Source organism: Pseudooceanicola antarcticus, from assembly GCF_900215355.1.
GTDB classification, from domain to species: Bacteria; Pseudomonadota; Alphaproteobacteria; order Rhodobacterales; family Rhodobacteraceae; genus Pseudooceanicola; species Pseudooceanicola antarcticus.
The window spans coordinates 681,242-699,746 of record NZ_OBEA01000001.1 but is presented as its reverse complement, the minus strand read 5'-3'; the positions used below and the strand labels follow the sequence as shown (position 1 = coordinate 699,746).

20 protein-coding genes are annotated in these 18,505 nt (G+C 64.8%); 14 read left to right on the top strand and 6 right to left on the bottom strand.

The features are described 5' to 3' along the window. Position 1: 1 nt before the first annotated feature. The 8 genes from petB (at position 2) to CRO50_RS03400 (ending at position 8,708) form a co-directional block, all read left to right on the top strand. Positions 2 to 1,324, top strand: a complete 1,323-nt coding sequence (petB, locus tag CRO50_RS03435; RefSeq protein ID WP_097144456.1) for a cytochrome b — start codon at positions 2 to 4, stop codon at positions 1,322 to 1,324. A gap of 17 nt (positions 1,325 to 1,341) precedes the next feature. Then, positions 1,342 to 2,142, top strand: coding sequence for a cytochrome c1 (locus CRO50_RS03430; RefSeq protein WP_097144455.1), 801 nt, complete (start codon positions 1,342 to 1,344; stop codon positions 2,140 to 2,142). A gap of 185 nt (positions 2,143 to 2,327) precedes the next feature. Further along, complete coding sequence (locus tag CRO50_RS03425; RefSeq protein WP_097144454.1) at positions 2,328 to 3,671, top strand: MFS transporter; 1,344 nt, start codon at positions 2,328 to 2,330, stop codon at positions 3,669 to 3,671. Between the two features lie 29 nt (positions 3,672 to 3,700). Continuing rightward, entirely contained in the window at positions 3,701 to 4,549 is an 849-nt protein-coding gene (gene mepA, locus CRO50_RS03420) for a penicillin-insensitive murein endopeptidase (RefSeq protein WP_097144702.1), read from the top strand. Beyond that, on the top strand, positions 4,522 to 5,373 hold the full coding sequence (locus CRO50_RS03415) for an esterase-like activity of phytase family protein (protein ID WP_097144453.1): 852 nt from the start codon (positions 4,522 to 4,524) through the stop codon (positions 5,371 to 5,373). The genes mepA and CRO50_RS03415 overlap by 28 nt, the downstream gene beginning before the upstream one ends. Before the next feature lie 69 nt (positions 5,374 to 5,442). Continuing rightward, on the top strand, positions 5,443 to 6,087 hold the full coding sequence (locus CRO50_RS03410) for a queuosine precursor transporter (protein WP_097144452.1): 645 nt from the start codon (positions 5,443 to 5,445) through the stop codon (positions 6,085 to 6,087). Positions 6,088 to 6,544: 457 nt separating this feature from the next. Beyond that, a complete protein-coding gene (gene arfB / locus CRO50_RS03405) occupies positions 6,545 to 6,958 on the top strand; it encodes an alternative ribosome rescue aminoacyl-tRNA hydrolase ArfB (protein WP_097144451.1) in 414 nt (137 codons plus the stop codon). Positions 6,959 to 7,154: 196 nt separating this feature from the next. Next, on the top strand, positions 7,155 to 8,708 hold the full coding sequence (locus CRO50_RS03400; RefSeq protein ID WP_097144450.1) for an RNA-directed DNA polymerase: 1,554 nt from the start codon (positions 7,155 to 7,157) through the stop codon (positions 8,706 to 8,708). On the opposite strand, the gene pncB is transcribed toward CRO50_RS03400, so the two are convergent. After that, positions 8,705 to 9,997 (bottom strand): nicotinate phosphoribosyltransferase, encoded by a 1,293-nt coding sequence (gene pncB, locus CRO50_RS03395; protein WP_097144449.1) that lies wholly within the window; start codon positions 9,995 to 9,997, stop codon positions 8,705 to 8,707. The genes CRO50_RS03400 and pncB overlap by 4 nt on opposite strands. A 266-nt stretch (positions 9,998 to 10,263) precedes the next feature. Between pncB and CRO50_RS03390 the strand changes: the two genes are divergently transcribed. Continuing rightward, the gene (locus CRO50_RS03390) at positions 10,264 to 10,854 is read left to right on the top strand and encodes a hypothetical protein (protein ID WP_143516845.1); all 591 of its coding nucleotides are present in this window, start codon (positions 10,264 to 10,266) and stop codon (positions 10,852 to 10,854) included. Here the strand turns inward: CRO50_RS03390 and pncA are convergent. Continuing rightward, positions 10,851 to 11,447, bottom strand: coding sequence for a bifunctional nicotinamidase/pyrazinamidase (gene pncA, locus CRO50_RS03385; protein WP_097144701.1), 597 nt, complete (start codon positions 11,445 to 11,447; stop codon positions 10,851 to 10,853). The two genes, CRO50_RS03390 and pncA, sit on opposite strands and share 4 nt — an antisense overlap. Positions 11,448 to 11,625: 178 nt before the next feature. Here pncA and CRO50_RS03380 point away from each other — a divergent pair, with 178 nt between their 5' ends. After that, positions 11,626 to 12,174, top strand: a complete 549-nt coding sequence (locus CRO50_RS03380) for an NADPH-dependent FMN reductase (protein ID WP_157791741.1) — start codon at positions 11,626 to 11,628, stop codon at positions 12,172 to 12,174. A 65-nt stretch (positions 12,175 to 12,239) separates the two neighbouring features. Beyond that, the gene (gene trhO, locus CRO50_RS03375) at positions 12,240 to 13,151 is read left to right on the top strand and encodes an oxygen-dependent tRNA uridine(34) hydroxylase TrhO (RefSeq protein ID WP_097144447.1); all 912 of its coding nucleotides are present in this window, start codon (positions 12,240 to 12,242) and stop codon (positions 13,149 to 13,151) included. A gap of 411 nt (positions 13,152 to 13,562) precedes the next feature. On the opposite strand, the gene fliP is transcribed toward trhO, so the two are convergent. The 4 genes from fliP to fliF are packed head-to-tail and all read right to left on the bottom strand — an operon-like array spanning position 13,563 to position 16,829. Then, entirely contained in the window at positions 13,563 to 14,306 is a 744-nt protein-coding gene (gene fliP, locus CRO50_RS03370; protein WP_097144446.1) for a flagellar type III secretion system pore protein FliP, read from the bottom strand. A 48-nt stretch (positions 14,307 to 14,354) separates the two neighbouring features. Then, positions 14,355 to 14,639, bottom strand: coding sequence for a FliM/FliN family flagellar motor switch protein (locus CRO50_RS03365; protein ID WP_097144445.1), 285 nt, complete (start codon positions 14,637 to 14,639; stop codon positions 14,355 to 14,357). Further along, positions 14,632 to 15,228, bottom strand: a complete 597-nt coding sequence (locus CRO50_RS03360; protein WP_097144444.1) for a FliH/SctL family protein — start codon at positions 15,226 to 15,228, stop codon at positions 14,632 to 14,634. Before CRO50_RS03360 ends, CRO50_RS03365 begins: the two co-directional genes overlap by 8 nt. Beyond that, the gene (fliF, locus tag CRO50_RS03355) at positions 15,225 to 16,829 is read right to left on the bottom strand and encodes a flagellar basal-body MS-ring/collar protein FliF (protein ID WP_097144443.1); all 1,605 of its coding nucleotides are present in this window, start codon (positions 16,827 to 16,829) and stop codon (positions 15,225 to 15,227) included. The genes CRO50_RS03360 and fliF overlap by 4 nt, the downstream gene beginning before the upstream one ends. A gap of 131 nt (positions 16,830 to 16,960) precedes the next feature. Between fliF and CRO50_RS03350 the strand changes: the two genes are divergently transcribed. The 3 genes from CRO50_RS03350 to CRO50_RS03340 are packed head-to-tail and all read left to right on the top strand — an operon-like array spanning position 16,961 to position 18,478. Further along, positions 16,961 to 17,455 (top strand): flagellar basal body-associated FliL family protein, encoded by a 495-nt coding sequence (locus CRO50_RS03350; protein WP_097144442.1) that lies wholly within the window; start codon positions 16,961 to 16,963, stop codon positions 17,453 to 17,455. Between the two features lie 12 nt (positions 17,456 to 17,467). Further along, positions 17,468 to 17,824 carry a hypothetical protein gene (locus tag CRO50_RS03345; protein ID WP_097144441.1) on the top strand — a complete coding sequence of 119 codons (357 nt, stop codon included), beginning with the start codon at positions 17,468 to 17,470 and terminating at the stop codon, positions 17,822 to 17,824. A gap of 9 nt (positions 17,825 to 17,833) precedes the next feature. Beyond that, positions 17,834 to 18,478: a MotE family protein gene (locus CRO50_RS03340; protein WP_097144440.1), complete on the top strand. Its 645-nt coding sequence runs from the start codon at positions 17,834 to 17,836 to the stop codon at positions 18,476 to 18,478. Positions 18,479 to 18,505: the final 27 nt, after the last annotated feature.

The window sequence follows — 18,505 nt, the reverse complement described above, 5'->3', positions numbered from 1 at the left end:
CATGTCCGGTATTCCGCACGACCATTATGAACCGAAGACCAAGGCCGAAAAGTGGGTCAACAGCCGTCTTCCGGTGATCGGTCTGATCTACGACACGATCATGATCCCGACCCCCAAGAACCTCAACTGGATGTGGATCTGGGGCATCGTCCTGGCCTTCTGCCTGGCGCTTCAGATCGTCACCGGCATCGTCCTGGTGATGCACTACACGCCCCATGTCGACCTGGCCTTCGCCAGCGTCGAGCACATCATGCGTGACGTGAATGGTGGCCACTTCCTGCGCTACCTGCACATGAACGGCGCCTCGCTGTTCTTCTTTGCCGTCTACCTGCACATCTTCCGCGGCCTCTACTACGGCTCTTACAAGGCCCCGCGTGAGATCACCTGGATCATCGGCATGATCATCTACCTGCTGATGATGGCCACCGGCTTCATGGGCTACGTTCTGCCCTGGGGTCAGATGTCCTTCTGGGGCGCGACCGTGATCACCGGCCTCTTCGGCGCCATCCCCTTCATCGGCGAGCCGCTTCAGGCCTGGCTGCTGGGTGGACCGGCCGTCGACAACGCCACGCTGAACCGCTTCTTCTCGCTGCACTATCTGCTGCCCTTCGTCATCGCGGGCCTGGTCATCGTGCACATCTGGGCCTTCCACACCACGGGCAACAACAACCCGACCGGCGTGGATGTCCGCAAGAGCTCGAAGGCGGAAGCCGAGAAGGACACCCTGCCCTTCTGGCCCTACTTCGTGATCAAGGACGTCTTCGCCCTGGCGGTTGTCCTGGCGGTCTTCTTCGCCATCGTCGGCTTCATGCCGAACTTCCTGGGCCACCCCGACAACTACATCGAGGCCAACCCGCTGGCGACGCCCGCGCACATCGTGCCGGAATGGTACTTCCTGCCCTTCTACGCCATCCTGCGGGCCTTCACCGCGGATGTCTGGGTGGTGATGTTCGCCGACTGGATCACCGGCGGCATCGTCGACGCCAAGTTCTTCGGCGTGCTGGCCATGTTCGGCGCCATCGTCGCCATGGCCCTGGTGCCCTGGCTGGATACCTCGCGGGTGCGTTCGGGCCGCTACCGCCCGATGTTCAAGTGGTGGTTCGCCCTGCTGTGCCTCGACTTCATCGTGCTGATGTGGGCCGGCGCCATGCCTGCGGAACCGCCCTACTCGACGATCTCGCTGATCGGGGCCACCTACTGGTTCGCCTACTTCCTGGTCATCCTGCCCCTGCTGGGCGTGATCGAGAAGCCGAACACTCCGCCGGCGACGATCGAAGAAGATTTCGACGCCCATTACAGCAAGCCGGCAGAACCTGCCGAGTAAGCGAAAGGACAGAGAACATGTTCAAGAAACTCTCCCTCTCTGCCCTGGCGGCGCTGGCTCTGACCGCCGGCGCAGCCACCGCAGCCGGTGATGACAGCGGGCACAAGACCCACAACGTGCGCTTCTCCTTCGACGGGCCCTTCGGCAAGTTCGACGAGAACCAGCTGCAGCGCGGTCTGAAGGTCTACACCGAGGTCTGCTCGGCCTGCCACGGTCTGCGCTATGTGCCGATCCGCACGCTGGCCGACGAGGGCGGCCCGCATATGCCGGAAGACGAGGTGCGTGCCTACGCCAGCCAGTTCGAAGTCTATGACGACGAGCTGGACGACTTCCGCACCGCCACGCCGAACGACCACTTCCCCGAAAGCGGTCTTGAGAACGCGCCGGACCTCAGCCTGATGGCCAAGGCCCGTGCCGGTTTCCACGGCCCCTACGGCACCGGGATCAACCAGTTCTTCAAGGGCATCGGCGGACCTGAGCACATCGTCGCCATCCTCACCGGCTACACCGGCGAAGAGCGTGTGCAGGCCGGCGTGACCTACTACGAGAACACCGCCTTCGACGGCGGCTGGATCGCCATGGCCCCGCCGCTCTCCGGCGAGGACGTGGAGTTCGACGACGGTCACTCGAACGAGCTGCACCACGAAGCGGAAGACGTTGCCGCCTTCCTGATGTGGACCGCGGAACCGAAGCTGATGGCCCGCAAGCACGCAGGCTTCGTCGGCGTCGCCTTCCTGATCCTGCTCAGCTCGCTGCTCTACCTGACCAACAAGCGTCTGTGGAAGCCGGTCAAGGACAAGGCAAAGGGCAAGGCCTGAGCCTTCCCCGCGTCTGAATGATCAGCCCCCGGCAGCCCCGCTGCCGGGGGTTTTCCTTTGCCGGCCCTCCCCGAGCGGGTCGGCGGGGCCACTATCCCCAGCTTTTCGCTTCCGGCCTGCGCGCGGCTCTTGTCCCTACGTCAAAGCGCGGCTCATATCGCCGCAATCGACAGAGGGAGATCACGATGGCCGAGACAGCCCTGCGCAAGCGCATCTGGGGATGGTTCTTCTTCGACTGGGCCAGCCAGCCCTACAACACGCTCCTGATCACCTTCATCTTCGCACCCTACGTGAAGGAGCTGATGGGAGACGGCGCAGCCGCGCAAGCCGCCTGGGGCTTCGGCATCGGGACGGCGGGCATCATCATCGCCCTGCTAGCGCCGGTGCTGGGCGCGGTCTCGGATGTATCGGGCAATCGCATGCGCTGGATTTGGGGCTTCTCGGCGCTCTATGTCATCGGCTCCTGGATGCTCTGGTATGCCGCGCCCGAGAACTTCAACCTGCTGCTGACGCTCTTCTTCTTCGCCGTCGGCATGATCGGCATGGAATTCGCCACCATCTTCACCAACGCCATGCTGCCCGACCTGGGCAGCCGGGAAGAGATCGGGCGCATCTCGGGCAATGGCTGGGCCTTCGGCTATGCCGGCGGCCTGGTTTCACTGGTGCTGATGCTCACCCTGCTGGGCGAGGACCCGGACACCGGGCGCACCATGATCGGCATCCCGCCCATCCTGGGCCTTGATCCCGAGACCCGCGAAGGCACCCGCGCCGTCGGGCCGCTGACCGCGCTCTGGTACGCGGTCTTCATGGTGCCCTTCTTCTTCTACGTCCGCGATCCCAAGGCCCGGAAGGCGCCCAAGGGCTCACTGAAGGTGGCGCTGAGCAATCTGCGGCACACGATTCGCGGCCTGCCCAGGACGCCGTCGCTCTTTGCCTTCCTGGCGGGGTCGCTCTGCTACCGCGATGCGCTGGCGGGGATCTATGCCTTCGGCGGCATCTATGCCTCGGGCATCCTGGGCTGGTCGGTGACCGAGATCGGCATCTTCGGCATCATCGCCATCGTCGCAGGCGCAATCTTCGCCGTCATCGGTGGCCGTGCGGACGAGAGATTCGGACCGAAGCCGGTGCTAATGACCTGCATCCTGCTGCTGACCGCCATCACGGTCCTGCTGGTGACGATCACCCCGACCTCCGTCCTGGGGCTTCCCGTGGCCGAGGGCAGCATGCTGCCCGATATCGCGCTCTTCGTTGCCGGGGCGGTGATCGGTGCCGCCGGGGGCGTGCTGCAGGCCGCAAGCCGTACCATGATGGTCCGCCAGGCCCGGCCCGGACGCGTGGCCGAGGGCTTTGGCCTCTATGCGCTCGCCGGCAAGGCCACCGCCTTCCTGGCCCCCTTGCTGATCGGCGTCGTCACCGCCGTCAGCGGGTCTCAGCAGATAGGCTTCCTGCCCCTGGTTTTCCTTTTGCTGGGCGGCGCCCTGTTGCTACGCTGGGTCAAACCCGACGGAGACCCCCAGGACCCCGCTTGAGACAGATCCTTGCCCTACTCGCCGCGCTGATGCTCGGCACCCCGGCCCTTGCCCAGGGCCTGCCCGCCAATATGCAGGGCGTCGAAGCCCGCGCCCTGTTCGGAGCCGAGAGCCGCGGTTCACGGCAGAAGCCCGAGGCCATCGGCTCTTACGCCAAGGGCTGCGCGGCGGGCTCGGTGCAACTGCCCGAGACCGGCCGCACCTGGCAGGCCATGCGGCTGAGCCGCAACCGCAACTGGGGCACGTCCGAGCTGGTGGACTTCCTGCAGGACCTCTCGAAGGACGCCGCCCGACTTCCGGGCTGGAACGGCATCTACGTGGGCGACATGTCCCAGCCACGCGGGGGCCCGATGACCTCGGGCCACGCCAGCCACCAGATCGGCCTGGATGCCGATATCTGGATGCTGCCGGCCCGTGACCTGCGCCTCAGCCGCCCGGCCCGAGAGAGCCTTTCGTCGATCTCCCTGCGCCGCAACGGTGGCGCATATGTGAACGACAGCTGGACGCCGCAGCACATGGCGCTGCTGAAGGCCGCCGCCAGTGACCGCCGCGTGGCGCGGATCTTCGTCTTTCCCGGCGCCAAGGTCTGGATGTGCCAGAACGCCAAGGGCAACCGGCGCTGGCTGCGCAAGATCCGGCCCTGGTGGGGCCATCACTACCATTTCCACGTCCGCCTCTCCTGCCCGCGCGGCATGAAGGGCTGCGTCGACCAGGCCCCGCCGCCGCCCGGAGACGGCTGCGCCGATGCGCAGAAGTGGGTCAACGACATCCTGAACCCGCCGCCGCCGGACCCGAACGCCCCGCCGCCGAAACCGCGCCGGCAACTCACCATGGCGGACCTGCCCCGGCAATGCGTCTCTGTCCTGCAGTCGCGCTGAGCGCGGCCCTCGCCGGGCTCCTTCACCCTGCGCCCCTCGCAGCCCAGGACATCCTGCTGACCGGGCCCGGCATCGGCGGGCTCTCGGCCATCGAGATGCGCGAGGACGGCGCCTCGGCGCTGGTGCTCAGCGACCGCGGGCAGCTGCATGAGGTGACATTCGAGCGCGAGGGCGGCGCGCTTGGCAAGGCCCGTGTCACCGCCAGCTACCTGCTCTCGGGCGAGGGCCTCGATCCCGAGGGGCTGGCGCTTTTTCCCGGCGGCGACCTGGCGGTCTCGTTCGAGGGCAACGCCCCGCTGCGACTCTACCGCGGGGGGGCCGGAGCCGGTCAGGTGCCGCAGCGCATCCCCCTGCCCATCCACCCGGCCCTGCCGCCAAACGCCATGTACGAGGCCCTGGCCGTCGACGCCCGGGGTCGGCTTCTCATGCTGCCCGAGGACCCCGGTCAGAGCGGGCCCGGCTATCCGCTCTGGCGGCTGGAGGCGGGCGAATGGCGGCAGATCGCCCAGCTCTACGCGCCGCGCGGCTACCGCCCGGTCGGAGCGGACTTCGGCCCCGACGGGCAGCTCTACCTGCTGCTGCGCGCCCTCGGCCTGGGGTTCCGCAACATGATCCTGCGCTTCGATCCCGACCATCCCGAGATCCCGGCCCGGCGCCTGTTGCATCTCACCGGCTACCCGCGCAGCAATTTCGAGGGGCTCTCGGTCTGGCAGGATGACAGCGGTCAACTGCGCCTGACCCTGGTGTCCGACGACAACTTCAGCGCCAGCCTGAAGAGCCGGTTCCTTGAGATCACCCTTGATTTGCAGGGGACGAGCCGTTAGAGCCCGCTGATCCTGGCGCAGGCCAGGGCTCACAAGTCTCCGCGACCTTGTCTAAAAAACGGATCTGACATGCAACGCACTTATCTTCCTGGCATTCTTGCCATGGCCGCGATCGTCGTGGCCTCGAACATCCTCGTCCAGTTCCTGATCCTGGACGGGCTCCTCACCTGGGGCGCCTTCACCTACCCCCTCGCCTTCCTCGTCACCGACGTGATGAACCGCATCTACGGCGCCGCCGCCGCGCGCCGGGTGATCCTTGCCGGCTTCGTCACCGGCATCCTGTGCTCGCTGATCGGCACGCAGGTGATGCTGCAAGGGGATGGCTATACCTATGCCGCCGTCGCCCTGCGCATCGCCGTCGCCTCGGCGCTGGCCTTCCTGGTCGCGCAACTGGTCGACGTGGCGATCTTCGACCGCCTCCGCCAGGGCAGCTGGTGGCGCGCGCCGCTGGTCTCTTCGCTGATCGGATCGGCCCTGGATACGGCGATCTTCTTCACCGTCGGCTTCGCGCAATTCATTGCTTTCTTTGGCGAAAACGCCGACGCAGAGGTTTCCTGGGCCTGGGAGGCCGTGCCCTTCATGATGGTCGGTCCGGCAGTCCCGCTGTGGATCTCACTGGCCGTCGCGGACTGGGGCGTGAAGCTGACGCTGGCGCTGATCGCGCTGCTGCCTTTCCGGGCGATCACGGCAAAATTCTCGGTCCGGGCCGCATAAACTTCTTTGTCCGTAAAGATTTCCGTGTCACGATTCTCGTATCGGAAACATTCAGAAAGGAGGTGCTCTAGTGTCTATTGAGGTATTGGAGAAAGGGTTCGGAACAGTCTGGAGGGAACGCGTCTGAGGCAGCCCTTGGGCGCTAACCAACAGGTTGGTTCACTACCTAACTGAACCACCTCCTGATCTCGAGAAGGGTCGTTCCAGACAATGGGGCGACCCTTTCCATTTGCCGCAGGCGGCCCCCGATGGCCCCGCCGCCCGGCGCGTTAACCAGCGACCGGAGGCAACGCACGCCACGTCGGTATCACGTCGGTATGGCGTCGGTATCACGTCGGTGCCTTGTCGGTGCGGCTCTGGACGGCGAAATCTCAACCTTTCCCTTACAAAGGGTTAATATCCCCCGGACCCCGAGGCGGGGCCCCCGCGTTTTGCCCGGGTAGGAACGAGGAACGACATGCTGCGGATCACGGATCAGATCACGATCGAGGAATGGGAGCTGGTGGAGCAATTCATCCGCGCCTCGGGCCCCGGCGGGCAGAACGTGAACAAGGTCTCCTCGGCGGTGGAGCTGCGGTTCGAGGCCGAACGCTCTCCTTCCCTGCCCGAGCCGGTGAAGCGGCGGCTGCGACGGCTGGCGGGCCGCCGCTGGACCAAGGACGGCGCGCTGGTGATCCAGGTGCAGGAGGAACGCAGCCAGGCCCGCAACCGCGAGGTCGCGCGGGAGAGGCTGGCCGAGCTGATCGCCAAGGCCCTTGTGGCGCCCAAGCGGCGCATCCCGACGAAGGTGTCGAAGAACCAGAAGCGGAAAAGGGTGGAGGCGAAGAAGCAGCGCGCCGAGGTGAAGGAGAAGCGGGGGTGGGAGAGGTAGGTTCCCGCGCGATGGTGCCCGTGGCGTAGGGTGGGTGTGAACCCAAGTTCTTTTGGGTGGAGGCAGAGTACTATCTTTGCCTCACGCATACAAAAACGAACTTCCATGACCACTAAACACGGTCACTGCCTTATAGACAGGTGAGCCTGTATGCATCAAAATAAAATTCCATCCCAATATTTGCACGGACAACAGAATGCCTGGCCTATCCGGTGAAGTTATCGACAGACTTGCCCCTGACCGGGCAATCAAGAACATTCAGCTCGACATCCGCAGCGATTTCATACTGGCGCCTCATTTCAACGCGATCTTCAACAGAGCATCCGACGATCTATGGAGTGAACTAGAAGGTCAGCTTCGATCCGGAAACTATAATCCGGTCATCCCCCTTACCATGAATGTGCCAAAGGAAGGGTGGTTTTCTAGACCAGGAAGTATTCTCGCGCCGTTAGATCGCCTAGCCTACCAGCTCATTTCGGACGATTTGATGCCGAAGCTGGAAGAGGCTTTGGACCGCAATCGTACCTTCAGTCACTTTCCGTCCCCGCACGCGGACGAGTACTTCATTTCGAATAGCGAAACATGGGAGAAATTCCAAGAAAGAGTGCAAGCGATATGCTCCGAGAACAGATATGTTATTAAAGCCGACATATCGCACTACTTCGAAAGGCTTCCACAGCACCATTTAATAAACCTAATGAACGCGGCCGGAGCAAAGCCAGAGACAACCAAGCTGCTTGAGGAAATTCTTCTGGCATTCCAACAGAGAAATTCATTCGGAATCATACAAGGTGTATACCCATCAGACCTGTTCGGAAACTTCTATCTGTCTGAACTAGATGCGCATTGCGAGCTAATGGGTTTGGACTCTGCACGATATGTCGATGACTTCTACATTGGGCTGGACAGCCTGCAGGCCGCTCGCTTCGGCATGGTACAATTAGTCGAGCACCTTAGAAAAGATGGGCTGCACCTAAATGAGGGGAAATCAAAAATATTTCAGTCAGAACATTTGCTAAAAGAAGAAACTGAAATAGACCGGGCGTTTGATGAAATAAGAATGTCCATATGGGGCGATCTTAATTCAAACAGCATTCACCCGTATGGCTTCGAGGCAGACTGGGAGGCAGAAGAAGACGAAAGTAAAGATGAGATGCGTGACAAAGATATTGATACTACTGCAGCAATAAACCTGTTGCACGAAATTAATAGATTTTCGTCAAAATCAGACCAAATAGAAAGATTCGTCCTTCCTCTGCTGGGCGCGGCTGGCTCGGATGCAGGCTTGGACCACGTCCTAACTGAGCTTGCGAATAAACCCCACAACTCTCGTATATACTTTTCTTACATTAAGAAATTTGCACCTAACGACAGTAGCTTACGCAACAAGCTCGAGAAACTGGCAACATCCGACAAACTAACATCGGACTATCAAAAAATGTTCTTGCTTGCTGCAATGATGACCTGCCCAACCGTCGACAGATCCATGGTCAACAAAGCCCTTACCTGGATGCGTGACCCGCAAATTGCGAAAGAGACGCGAGCTATGTGTGCAATTTTTTGCGCGCGGAAAGGTTCAGCAAATCAAAAGCGAACAGTACGAACACAGTATGAGAACGAGGCATCAGATTACGTACGGAGCGCCATCCTCTATGCATCACGCCATTTCAAGGGTGCAGAACGGCGCACTTGCAAAATTGCTTGGGGAGGCCACAGCACGGTCAATAGCCTGATCGCAAAGACGATTTAAACCACAACCGCCATCCGCTCCTGCTCCCCAACCCCGAACACCCGCTTGTACCGGGCGATCTCGCTCTCCGGCCCCATGGCCTTCTCGGGGTTGTCCGACAGCTTGACGGTCGGTCTCCCGTCCGCCGCGACTGCCTTGCAGACAAGGGAAAACGGCGCCAGCGCATCGTTATTCGCCAGCCCGCGGAAGTCGTTCGTCAGCAGCGTGCCCCAGCCGAAGCTGACCTTTACGCGGCCGTGGAACTGGGCGTAGAGCTCCTCGATCTTCGCCTCGTCGAGGCCGTCCGAGAAGATGACCAGCTTGGTGGTCGGGTCCTCTCCGCGGGATTGCCACCAGGCGATGGCGGTCTCGGCGCCGCGGGCGGGGTCTCCGCTGTCGATGCGGATGCCGGTCCAGCCGGCCAGCCAGTCGGGGGCGTTCCGCAGGAAGCCCTCGGTGCCGTAGGTGTCGGGCAGGATGATGCGCAGGTTGCCGGAATGCTCTTCGTGCCAGTCGGCCAGCACGTCGTAGGGGGCGCGGGCCAGGGCCTCGTCGCCCTGGGCCAGGGCGGAATAGACCATGGGCAGCTCATGGGCGTTGGTGCCGACGGCCTCGAGGTCGCGCTTCATGGCGATCAGGCAGTTGGAGGTGCCGGTGAACTTGCTGCCCAGCCCCTCGATCATCGCCTGCACGCACCAGTCCTGCCAGAGGTAGCTGTGCCGCCGGCGGGTGCCGAAATCGGCGATCTTGAGATCAGGCAGGCGGCGCAGGTGCTCGATCTTCTCCCAGAGCTTGGTCATGGCGCGGGCATAGAGCACCTCGAGCTCGAACTTGCCCATCTGGTGCAGCACGGCGCGGCCGCGCAGCTCCATCAGGATCGACAGGGCCGGGATCTCCCACAGCATGACCTCGGGCCAGGCGCCCTCGAAGGTCAGCTCGTACTGATCGCCGCGGCGCTCCAGGGTGTAGGGCGGCAGGCGCAGGTTCTCGAACCACTCCATGAAGTCGGGGCGGAACATCTGGCGCTGGCCGTAGAAGGTATTGCCGCGCAGCCAGGTGGATTCGCCGCGGGTCAGCGAGAGAGAGCGCACGTGGTCGAGCTGTTCGCGCAGCTCGCCCTCGTCGATCATCTTGGCCAAAGGCACCGAGGCGGTGCGGTTGATCAGCGAGAAGGTGACCGTGGTGTCGGGCTTGTTGCGGAAGACCGACTGGCACATCAGCAGCTTGTAGAAATCCGTGTCGATGAGCGAGCGGACGATCGGGTCGATCTTCCACTTGTGGTTATGGACGCGGGTGGCGATGTCGACCATGCGGGGTCTCCCTGGATATCAGGCTGATAAAGCAGGGCCGGGGGGTGGAATGCAAGCTGCCTGCGGCGGCAGGGGCCGGGGGCGCTGCCCGATTTCCGCCGCAAGCCTGCCCGAGACCGGCCCCCTTCCCGTCCGCAAAGCGCCCCGCATCGGCCCAAGGCCAGCCCGTACCGCGCCGTATTTTCGCCCCAAGCGAGACCCAAGGTCAGCGCCGTGTGTGTGACACTTTTGAATAGGCAGATCCTGCCATGAATTATGATTTTGATATGCATTCCATTCTGCCGCTGGCCGCGCAGAGGAAGGCCCGCCTGGCGGGCCGCGGGGGCGATCTGTCGGGACAACAGATCGCCCTCTTTCGAGACCCCCGCGTGGTCGAGGCGCTGCGGCGTGCCGATCCCGAGGTGCAGGAATTGTTTCTAGAGTCGGGCTTCGGCCTGACCAGCTGGCTCAGCAATGTGCCCGAGGGCAGCTTCCGCAGCTCCGAAAGCCGCGCCCGCAACCGGGTCATCACCCGCTTTGCCGCCAACCTGCGCAGGTCTTCGGGCAACCTGAGAAACAGCGACTGGGGCGGCTTCGAGCTGAGCGCCTTTACCGACAGCTACCTCTCGGCGCAGCCGATTGCCGCCCAGGCCCTGGACCGCGACAAGCCGGAGCCGGTGCCGCAGCCGCGCCGTTCGCCCCGCCCCGAACCCCGCGCCCGTCGACGGCGTTTCGGGGGCGTGGACGGCCTGCACAAGCTCTCGGCCATCGGGCTGATCGCCGTGGCCTACCTGCTGCTGCTGACCGTCTGGTACAGCGCCGGCAACGACCGGGACCGCCAGGCGGCGGAGCTTGGTCACATGGTGCAGATGTTCTAGGCCAGGCGGACGCCCGCGTCCTGCATCGCCGCCTCTGCCGCCGCCAGGGAGCCATCCATGTCGATGCCACGGCAGAGATCGCGCCGCACCGTGACCTCGAAGCCCAGCTTGGCCGCGTCCACGGCGCTGTAGTTGACGCAGAAGTCCGTGGCGATGCCGACCATGACCAGCTTCGAGATCCCGCGGGTGCGCAGGTAGCCCTCAAGCCCGGTCGGGGTCTTGTGGTCGTTCTCGAAGAAGGCCGAGTAGCTGTCGATCGCCGGATTGTAGCCCTTGCGGATGATCAGGTCGGCGCGGTCGGTGGCCAGGTCCGGGTGGAAATGCGCCCCGTCCGAGCCCTGGATGCAATGATCAGGCCAGAGCACCTGTGGGCCATAGGGCATTTCGGTCAGCGACATGACCTCGGCGCCGGGATGCGACGAGGCGAAGGAGGAATGGCCCGCCGGGTGCCAGTCCTGGGTCAGCACCACGGCATCGAATTCGGCCATCAGCGCATTGACGCCGGGCACGATCTCGTCGCCGCCGGCCACGGCGAGCGCGCCTCCGGGGCAGAAATCCTTCTGGAGGTCGATGACGATCAGCGCTTCGGACATGGTGGGCTCCCCTTCGTTTTGGCAGACCATCGGCGCTTCGCGCCGGGGCGTCAATCTTTGCGCCGGGTCGGCGGGCGGATGCGCGCGGCGGGTGCCTGCGAATGATGCGCAGGCACCGGACCGCCATTGGCGCAGGCGCGCGGCACCGCTAGGCTGGCGCAAACCCAAGGAGGCCCCGATGTCCCAGATCACCTTTGTCGCGCTCTGCGGCTCTTTGCGCCGCGCCTCGATGACCCGCATGCTGCGCGCCACCCTGCCCGAGCTGGCACCCGAAGGCGTGCGGATCGTCGATGTTGAGATCGACGACTTGCCGCTCTTCAACGAGGATATCCGCGCCGAGAGCGGCACGCCCGCGCCGGTGAAGGCGCTCTGCGAGACGATTGCCGCGGCGGATGCGGTGGTGCTCTGCTCGCCGGAGTACAACCGCATGGTGCCGGGGGCGCTGAAGAACGCCATGGACTGGATTTCGACCGAACCGGGCTATCCGATGTCGGGCAAGCCCGTCTCGGTGATGACGCAAAGCCCCGGCCCGCGTGGCGGCAACATGTCGAACTACGCCTGGCGGCAGGTGCTTTCGGTGATCGGTGCCGAGGTGGTGCCGGGGCCCGATGTCTCCATCGGGTTGATGGAAGACAAGGTGGCGGATGGCAAGCTGGTGGACGAGGCCGCGCGCAAGCTGGTCTCGCGCCAGTTGGGCCAGCTGGCCGCCTGGGCGAGCGCGGGCTGATTGCCGCAGCGCCCGAGGGCGCGCGGGCCTTGCCTGCAAGGCCCTTCAGGAGTAATCCGCGCGCCATGTACACCGTTTGCGCCCTCTACCACTTCACCCGTTTCGACGATCCCGCCGCCCTGAAGGCGCCGCTGCTGGCGCTTTGCGAGGCGCAGAAGATCTGCGGCTCGCTGCTGCTGGCGCGGGAAGGGATCAACGGCACGGTGGCCGGTCCCGCCGCCGGGATCGAGGCTGTGCTGGCGCATATCCGCGCGCTGCCCGGCTGCGAGGGGCTGGAGTGGAAGCTCTCCACCGCCTCGGAACGGCCCTTCGCCCGGATGAAGGTGCGGCTGAAGAAAGAGATCGTCACCATGGGGCAGCCGGATGTCGATCCGCTGGCCCGCGTCGGCCATTACGTGGAGCCTGCCGAGTGGAATGCGCTCATCCGCTCCGAGGATGTGGCGGTGATCGACACCCGCAACGATTACGAGGTGGCCATCGGCACCTTCGAGGGCGCTGTCGATCCGCAGACCGAGAGCTTCCGCGACTTCCCCGCCTGGTGGGAAGAGAACAAGCACCGCTTCCACAACAAGCGTATCGCCATGTTCTGCACCGGCGGCATCCGCTGCGAGAAGTCGACCAATTACCTTATTGGTCAAGGGGTTGAGGATGTCTATCACCTGAAGGGCGGCATCCTGAAGTACCTGGAGGAAGTCCCGGCGGAGGATAGCGCCTGGCAGGGCGACTGCTTCGTTTTCGACCGTCGCGTCTCGGTCGGGCATGGGCTGGCGGAGGGGCCGCACGAGCTTTGCCACGCCTGCCGCCGTCCGATCCTGCCCGCCGACCGCGCCCGGCCCGAATACGAGGAGGGGGTCTCTTGCCACCTTTGCGTCGAGGAGACCTCGGACAGCGACAAGGCGCGTTTCCGCGAGCGGCAGAAGCAGATCGCCCTGTCGAAAGCCCGCGGAGAGCGGCACCTGGGTGATTTCGAGGCCTGACAGGCCGATGCGGCTCTTCTTCGGCCAGAGGCGACAGGGCCTTCCGCCATGGTTAATCGTCTCCTGAGCCTGTAGGCGCGGTAAGGCAACCGGCCCTGCCTCACGGCCCGGTGACGACAGAAGCGGCCAGCGGAGCTTTGAACCCCGAGGTGGCAGGGGGGGGCTCTGCCCCCGTCCGCCAGGGCGGACTCCCCCGGAGTATTTTCAGCCTGGTGATGTGCGAAAGGGGCACTCTTGACCATCCGGCGGGCATGGACAGGCTGCCGGAGGCGCCCGGACCCGGCCGCTGGGATTACGTCGAGACTGCGCGGCCGGGCCGTCCCGCGGGCAAAGGGGAGCGCCGAGGCCTGCGCGGCCGGGAACCTTCCGGCTTTGGAGGCCGCCCGCCGCAGCTGCAGGCCCCGCCGGGCATCAGAAGTAGCTTCGCACCAGGCTGCCCGCGAGCAGGCTCCAGCCGTCGGCGACGACGAAGAAGGAGAGCTTGAAGGGCAGCGAGACGATGGCGGGCGGCACCATCATCATGCCCATGGACATCAGGATGGCCGCGACAACGAGGTCAATGATCAGGAAGGGCAGGAAGACCAGGAAGCCGATCTGGAACGCGCGGGAGATCTCGGACAGCATGAAGCCGGGGATCAGCACCGAGAGCGGCGCCTCGGGGCCGGTGACGATCTCTGCAGCGTCGGGCCGCAGCGCCGCCAGGGCCTCGAAGGTTTCGACATCCATGCGGTTCGCCATGAAGCCACGGAAGGGTTCCATCGCCAGGGGCAGCGCCTCTTCCAGGGTCAGCTCTTCTTCGATCAGGGGAGAGATGCCGCGGCTCCAGGCCTCCTGCACCACCGGGTCCATGATGTACCAGGTCAGGAAGAGCGCCAGGCTGACGATTAGCATGTTCGGCGGCGCCTGTTGCAGGCCAAGGGCTTGCCGCAGGATCGAGAGCACCGTGACGAGGAAGGGGAAGCAGGTGATGGTGATCAGGATGCCCGGCGCCACGCTGAGCAGGGTGATCAGGGCGATCAGCTGCAGGCCCCGTGCCGAAAGCGACTGGCCCTCGCCCAGCTCCAGGGTCAGGTCCTGCGCCAGGGCCGGCAGCGGGGCCAGCAGCGCTATCGCGCAGAGCATCGCCAGGAGCCCCCAGGCCCGGCGCCGTGTCATGAGAGGTCTTGCCTGCACCGGCATCTGTCAGCGCCCCGCGCCCATGGATCAGAGCTCTCCCGAGAGGTCGGTGACCTCGGTCAGCCGCACCGCCAGCTGGCCGGCATTGTCGCCCTCCATCTCTTCCAGCTCTCCGCGCGCGATCAGGCGGTCGCCGACGTAGAGTTCCACCGGGTCCTCGACCCGGCGGTCCAGCGGCAGGACGGAATCGCGGGTCAGTTTAAGCAGGTCGCGGATCAGCGGTCGCGCCTTGCCGACCGAGATGGTGATCTCGATCGGGACCACGGTGAAGGGATTGGCCTTGCCGGTATTTTCCTGCGGTGCGTCATCCATGGTCCTCTTTCCTTTCCTGTTCGGCGAAGAAGCCGGCGAGGGCTCCGCGAATGCCTTCCGTGACCTCGCCGAGGTCGATCTCTGTCTCTTCCGTTCCGAAACGCAGGAAGACCTGCCCCTCGGAGAGCGTGTCGTCGCCCTGCATCACCACCGGGAAGCCGAAGTCCTGGTCTGCCAGCCCCTCGACGAGTCTCAGGTTGTCGGGCGCCACCGATATCTCGACCGCGACGGTGGATTTCTCGCGCGCCAGGGCTTCGAGCTGGTCCACGACCCGCAGGCCCAGGGTCTCGCGGGCGGCATCGGGCAGGAGCTTTTCGACGATGTCCTCCAGCAGGGGCTTCACCGCCGAAAGCACGTGCCCATGAGCCTCGTGATAGGTGAAGGAAAGGTCCTGCAGGTTGCGGGCGAAATCGGCGGCGATATGGCCCTGCTCATCCCGCGCCGCCTTGGCCGCATCGTCCCAGCCGGCCTTGTAGCCGTTCTCGAATGCCTCGAGGCGAATCGTCTCGAGCTCCTCCTCCGACAGGCCGGGCGCATGGGTCGGGCGGGGCGCGCCGAAGTCTTCCAGGATGCGGGCGATGGACTTCATGCGGTCTCCTCGCCTTCTTCGAGCCAGCTGCGCAGGATCTCCATGGTTTCGTCCTTGCGGTCCTCGATCAGCGCCTGGAGCTTGCTGACCGGGTCATCGCCGGCGGTGCCATCGGTGTCGAAGTCGGCCATCATCGGGAAGCCGCCCCCGTCGTCATCGCCGCCGAACCCACCGAGCGAGGGCAGTTCGGGGAGCTCGTAGTCATCCTCGATCTCGCCATCCAGCGCCTCCGCGCTGCCATCGGCCAGCAGGGGCACCTGTGCCGCCTCCCGCGTCAGCACCGGGCGGACCACGAAGAGGCCCAGCACCAGCGCTACCAGCGCCAGGACCGCCATCTGGATGAGCGACATGACATCGAGGTGGATCTGGTCGAAGACGCCCGGCGCCGCGGTGGTACCCAGCTCCGTCACCGGCTCGAACTGCATCGACTTGATGGTGATCACATCGCCCCGCGCCTCGTCGAACCCCACCGCCGAGGCGACAAGTTCGCGCAGGTTTTCAAGCTCTTCCGCGCTGCGATCCTGGAAGACCTCGGCGCCGTCGTCGCCCGGCACCAGGGTGCCGTTGACCAGCACCGCGACGCTGAGACGGCTGATCGCACCGGCGGCGCGCAGCACCTCGCGGTTGATCTCGGAGACCTCGTAGTTGACGCGCTCCCGGGTGCCGGAATTGGCGGAGGAGGAATTGCCGCCACCGCCCGCCTCGCCGTCGGGCAGGTTGGAGGCCACGGTGACATCGCCACCCGTCGCATTCTGGGAGGTCTCGGAGGTCTCCTCCGAGTCGGTGGAAATCGCCACCCGCCCCTCGGGATCAAAGCGCCGCTCGCGGATCGATTCGCTTTCGTTGTTGGTCTCGACCGCCACCTCGACCACGGCATTGCCGAAGCCCACGCGCGCCTCGAGCAGGCGCTGCACCTTCTCTTTCAGCTCTTCCGCGCGGTCCTGGCCGGACGGGGTGCCGCCACTGTCTTCGGTCAGGCCGATCAGCTCTCCGTTCTCGTCGATCACCGCCACGTCATCGGCGTTGAGCCCCGCCACGGCAGAGGCGACCAGGTAGCGCAAAGCCTTGGCCTGGCTGGCAGAAATGTCGCCAGAGGCGGTCAGGGCGACCGAGGCGGTCGGGCGCAGGTCGCGCTGGAAGGGCGAGGCGCCCTGGTGCGCGATATGCACCCGCGCCGAGGTGACCTGCGGCGAGGCCGCGATGGTGCGCGCCAACTCGCCCTCCTTGGCACGCCAATAGGCCGCGTCGAACATCTGGCTGGTGGTCCCGAAGCCCGAAAGATTGTCCAGCAATTCATAGCCTTGCGAGGAATTGCGCGGCAGCCCTTCGGAGGCCAGCGTCATCCGCAGCTCATCCCGCCGGGCCCCTTCGACATAGATCGAACCGCCCTGCACCTCGTAGGTCACGCCACGCTGATCCAGCGCGCGCACGATTTCCCCGGCCTGGCCATTTTCCAGCCCGGAATAGAGCAGCGACAGCGAAGGCTGAGACGCCAGGCGCGCCAGCCCCAGAATCGCGGCGAACATCGCCAGAGAGGCCACGATGGCGATCGTCCGGCGCCTTGGGTCCAGATTGCTCCACAGGGTGAAAAGCTGTTGCAAACCATGTCTCCCGTCCATCCGGCGTTCTGCCGGTGATGACCCCTAATTGGCCGAACGGGCTTAATAATCGGTTAGTGCCTGCCCGCTTATAACGCTGATGCAGAGACTTTCTGGAAGAGTGTCCGACATAGATGGCCGAAGCTGCGACCGAGATAGAGGAGGAGCCCAAGAAGCCCTCCAAACTGCCGTTGATCATCGCCCTGGTGGTCGCGCTGGCCGGGGGCGGCGGGGCGTTCTTCGCCATCTACAGCGGCATGATCCTGGGCAGCGGCGAGGCTGGCGCAGAGGCCCATGCGGAAGAGGAATCAGAGCCCTTCACCGCGCCCGACGTGGTCTATGTGCCGATCGACCCGATGGTGATCTCACTCGGCAAGGCCTCCGAGGGGCGGCACCTGCGTTTCACCGCCAACATCGAGGTGCCGACCAACCAGGAGGGCGCCGTCACCAAGGTGATTCCGCGGATCGTCGACGTGCTGAACGGCTACATGCGGGCGCTGCGCATGGAAGACCTGGAAGACCCGGCCGCGCTGGTGCGCATCCGGGCGCAGATGCTGCGACGGATACAGGTGGTGACCGGGCCGGATGCCGTAAGTGACCTGCTGATCGTGGAATTCGTGCTGAACTGAGGGGGACCCAGAATGGAACTCATTGCCGACATCCTACTTGTCGCCGGCGCCCTGGGGGCCGGCTTCTACTGCTATATCCTTGCCCGCCGCCTGTCGCGCTTCAACGACCTGGAAAACGGCGTCGGCGGGGCCGTGGCCGTGCTTTCGGCGCAGGTGGACGACTTGTCGAAGACACTGCAGGCGGCACAGGGCAGCGCGGCGGAGTCGAGCAGCTCCCTGGAGCAGCTGACCGACCGCGCCGAACAGGTGGCCAAGCGTCTGGAATTGCTGGTGGCTTCCCTGCACGACCTCGAGGGGGCTCCTCAGCAGCCCGCCCCGCCGGAAGACAGCGCTCCGGCGGTCTTCGCGCGCCACAGCGGATCTCACTAGGGGGCGGTGATGGGGAAGAACAAGACGACCAGGGCCGCCGGCACCCCCGCGACGCCAAGGCGCAGGCGGCGCGGGCGTCCGCGGCGCGGTACCCTTGCGTTGATCGCGGGGCTGCTCATGGCCTCGGCCGGGCTGCGGGTCGCCCTGCATTCGGACCAGGTCTTCGCCCTCGACAGCACCCCGTCCGAGGCACCCTTACAGGCTTCCATGGCATCCGCCGACGCCGGAATGAGTTGCGAACAACCGCCCGAGATCGAAGCCATGCTCGAGGCCTTCGACGCCCGCGAAGCACGTCTGAACCAGCGCGAGGCACAGGTGCGCGACCGGATGAATGCGCTCGCCATCGCCGATGAGGAGATCGACAAGAAGCTCGCCCAGCTCGAGACCGCCGAGGCCGCGCTGAAGGCCACCCTCGCGCTGGCCGACAATGCCGCAGAGAACGACATCACCCAGCTGACCGCCGTCTACGAGAACATGAAGCCCAAGGATGCCGCCGCGCTCTTCGAGCAGATGGCGCCCGAGTTCTCAGCCGGCTTCCTTGGCCGCATGCGCCCCGAGGCGGCCGCCCAGGTCATGGCCGGACTCTCGGCCGAGCGGGCCTATGCGATAAGCGTCATCCTGGCGGGCCGAAATTCATCTGTTCCAAAGGAATGATGCTTAGCGTGGGAAGCGGAGTGTTGG

What these genes read in the sequence shown, in the direction of transcription:
- CRO50_RS03340 (WP_097144440.1), top strand. Translation starts at nt 17,834, where the DNA reads ATGGGGAAGAACAAGACGACCAGGGCCGCCGGCACCCCCGCGACGCCA.
- trhO (WP_097144447.1), top strand. Translation starts at nt 12,240, where the DNA reads ATGTACACCGTTTGCGCCCTCTACCACTTCACCCGTTTCGACGATCCC.
- CRO50_RS03365 (WP_097144445.1), bottom strand. Translation starts at nt 14,639, where the DNA reads ATGGATGACGCACCGCAGGAAAATACCGGCAAGGCCAATCCCTTCACC.
- CRO50_RS03410 (WP_097144452.1), top strand. Translation starts at nt 5,443, where the DNA reads ATGCAACGCACTTATCTTCCTGGCATTCTTGCCATGGCCGCGATCGTC.
- CRO50_RS03430 (WP_097144455.1), top strand. Translation starts at nt 1,342, where the DNA reads ATGTTCAAGAAACTCTCCCTCTCTGCCCTGGCGGCGCTGGCTCTGACC.
- arfB (WP_097144451.1), top strand. Translation starts at nt 6,545, where the DNA reads ATGCTGCGGATCACGGATCAGATCACGATCGAGGAATGGGAGCTGGTG.
- CRO50_RS03425 (WP_097144454.1), top strand. Translation starts at nt 2,328, where the DNA reads ATGGCCGAGACAGCCCTGCGCAAGCGCATCTGGGGATGGTTCTTCTTC.
- CRO50_RS03360 (WP_097144444.1), bottom strand. Translation starts at nt 15,228, where the DNA reads ATGAAGTCCATCGCCCGCATCCTGGAAGACTTCGGCGCGCCCCGCCCG.
- CRO50_RS03390 (WP_143516845.1), top strand. Translation starts at nt 10,264, where the DNA reads ATGCATTCCATTCTGCCGCTGGCCGCGCAGAGGAAGGCCCGCCTGGCG.
- pncB (WP_097144449.1), bottom strand. Translation starts at nt 9,997, where the DNA reads ATGGTCGACATCGCCACCCGCGTCCATAACCACAAGTGGAAGATCGAC.
- petB (WP_097144456.1), top strand. Translation starts at nt 2, where the DNA reads ATGTCCGGTATTCCGCACGACCATTATGAACCGAAGACCAAGGCCGAA.
- mepA (WP_097144702.1), top strand. Translation starts at nt 3,701, where the DNA reads ATGCTCGGCACCCCGGCCCTTGCCCAGGGCCTGCCCGCCAATATGCAG.
- CRO50_RS03350 (WP_097144442.1), top strand. Translation starts at nt 16,961, where the DNA reads ATGGCCGAAGCTGCGACCGAGATAGAGGAGGAGCCCAAGAAGCCCTCC.
- CRO50_RS03380 (WP_157791741.1), top strand. Translation starts at nt 11,626, where the DNA reads ATGTCCCAGATCACCTTTGTCGCGCTCTGCGGCTCTTTGCGCCGCGCC.
- pncA (WP_097144701.1), bottom strand. Translation starts at nt 11,447, where the DNA reads ATGTCCGAAGCGCTGATCGTCATCGACCTCCAGAAGGATTTCTGCCCC.
- CRO50_RS03415 (WP_097144453.1), top strand. Translation starts at nt 4,522, where the DNA reads ATGCGTCTCTGTCCTGCAGTCGCGCTGAGCGCGGCCCTCGCCGGGCTC.
- CRO50_RS03345 (WP_097144441.1), top strand. Translation starts at nt 17,468, where the DNA reads ATGGAACTCATTGCCGACATCCTACTTGTCGCCGGCGCCCTGGGGGCC.
- fliP (WP_097144446.1), bottom strand. Translation starts at nt 14,306, where the DNA reads ATGACACGGCGCCGGGCCTGGGGGCTCCTGGCGATGCTCTGCGCGATA.
- CRO50_RS03400 (WP_097144450.1), top strand. Translation starts at nt 7,155, where the DNA reads ATGCCTGGCCTATCCGGTGAAGTTATCGACAGACTTGCCCCTGACCGG.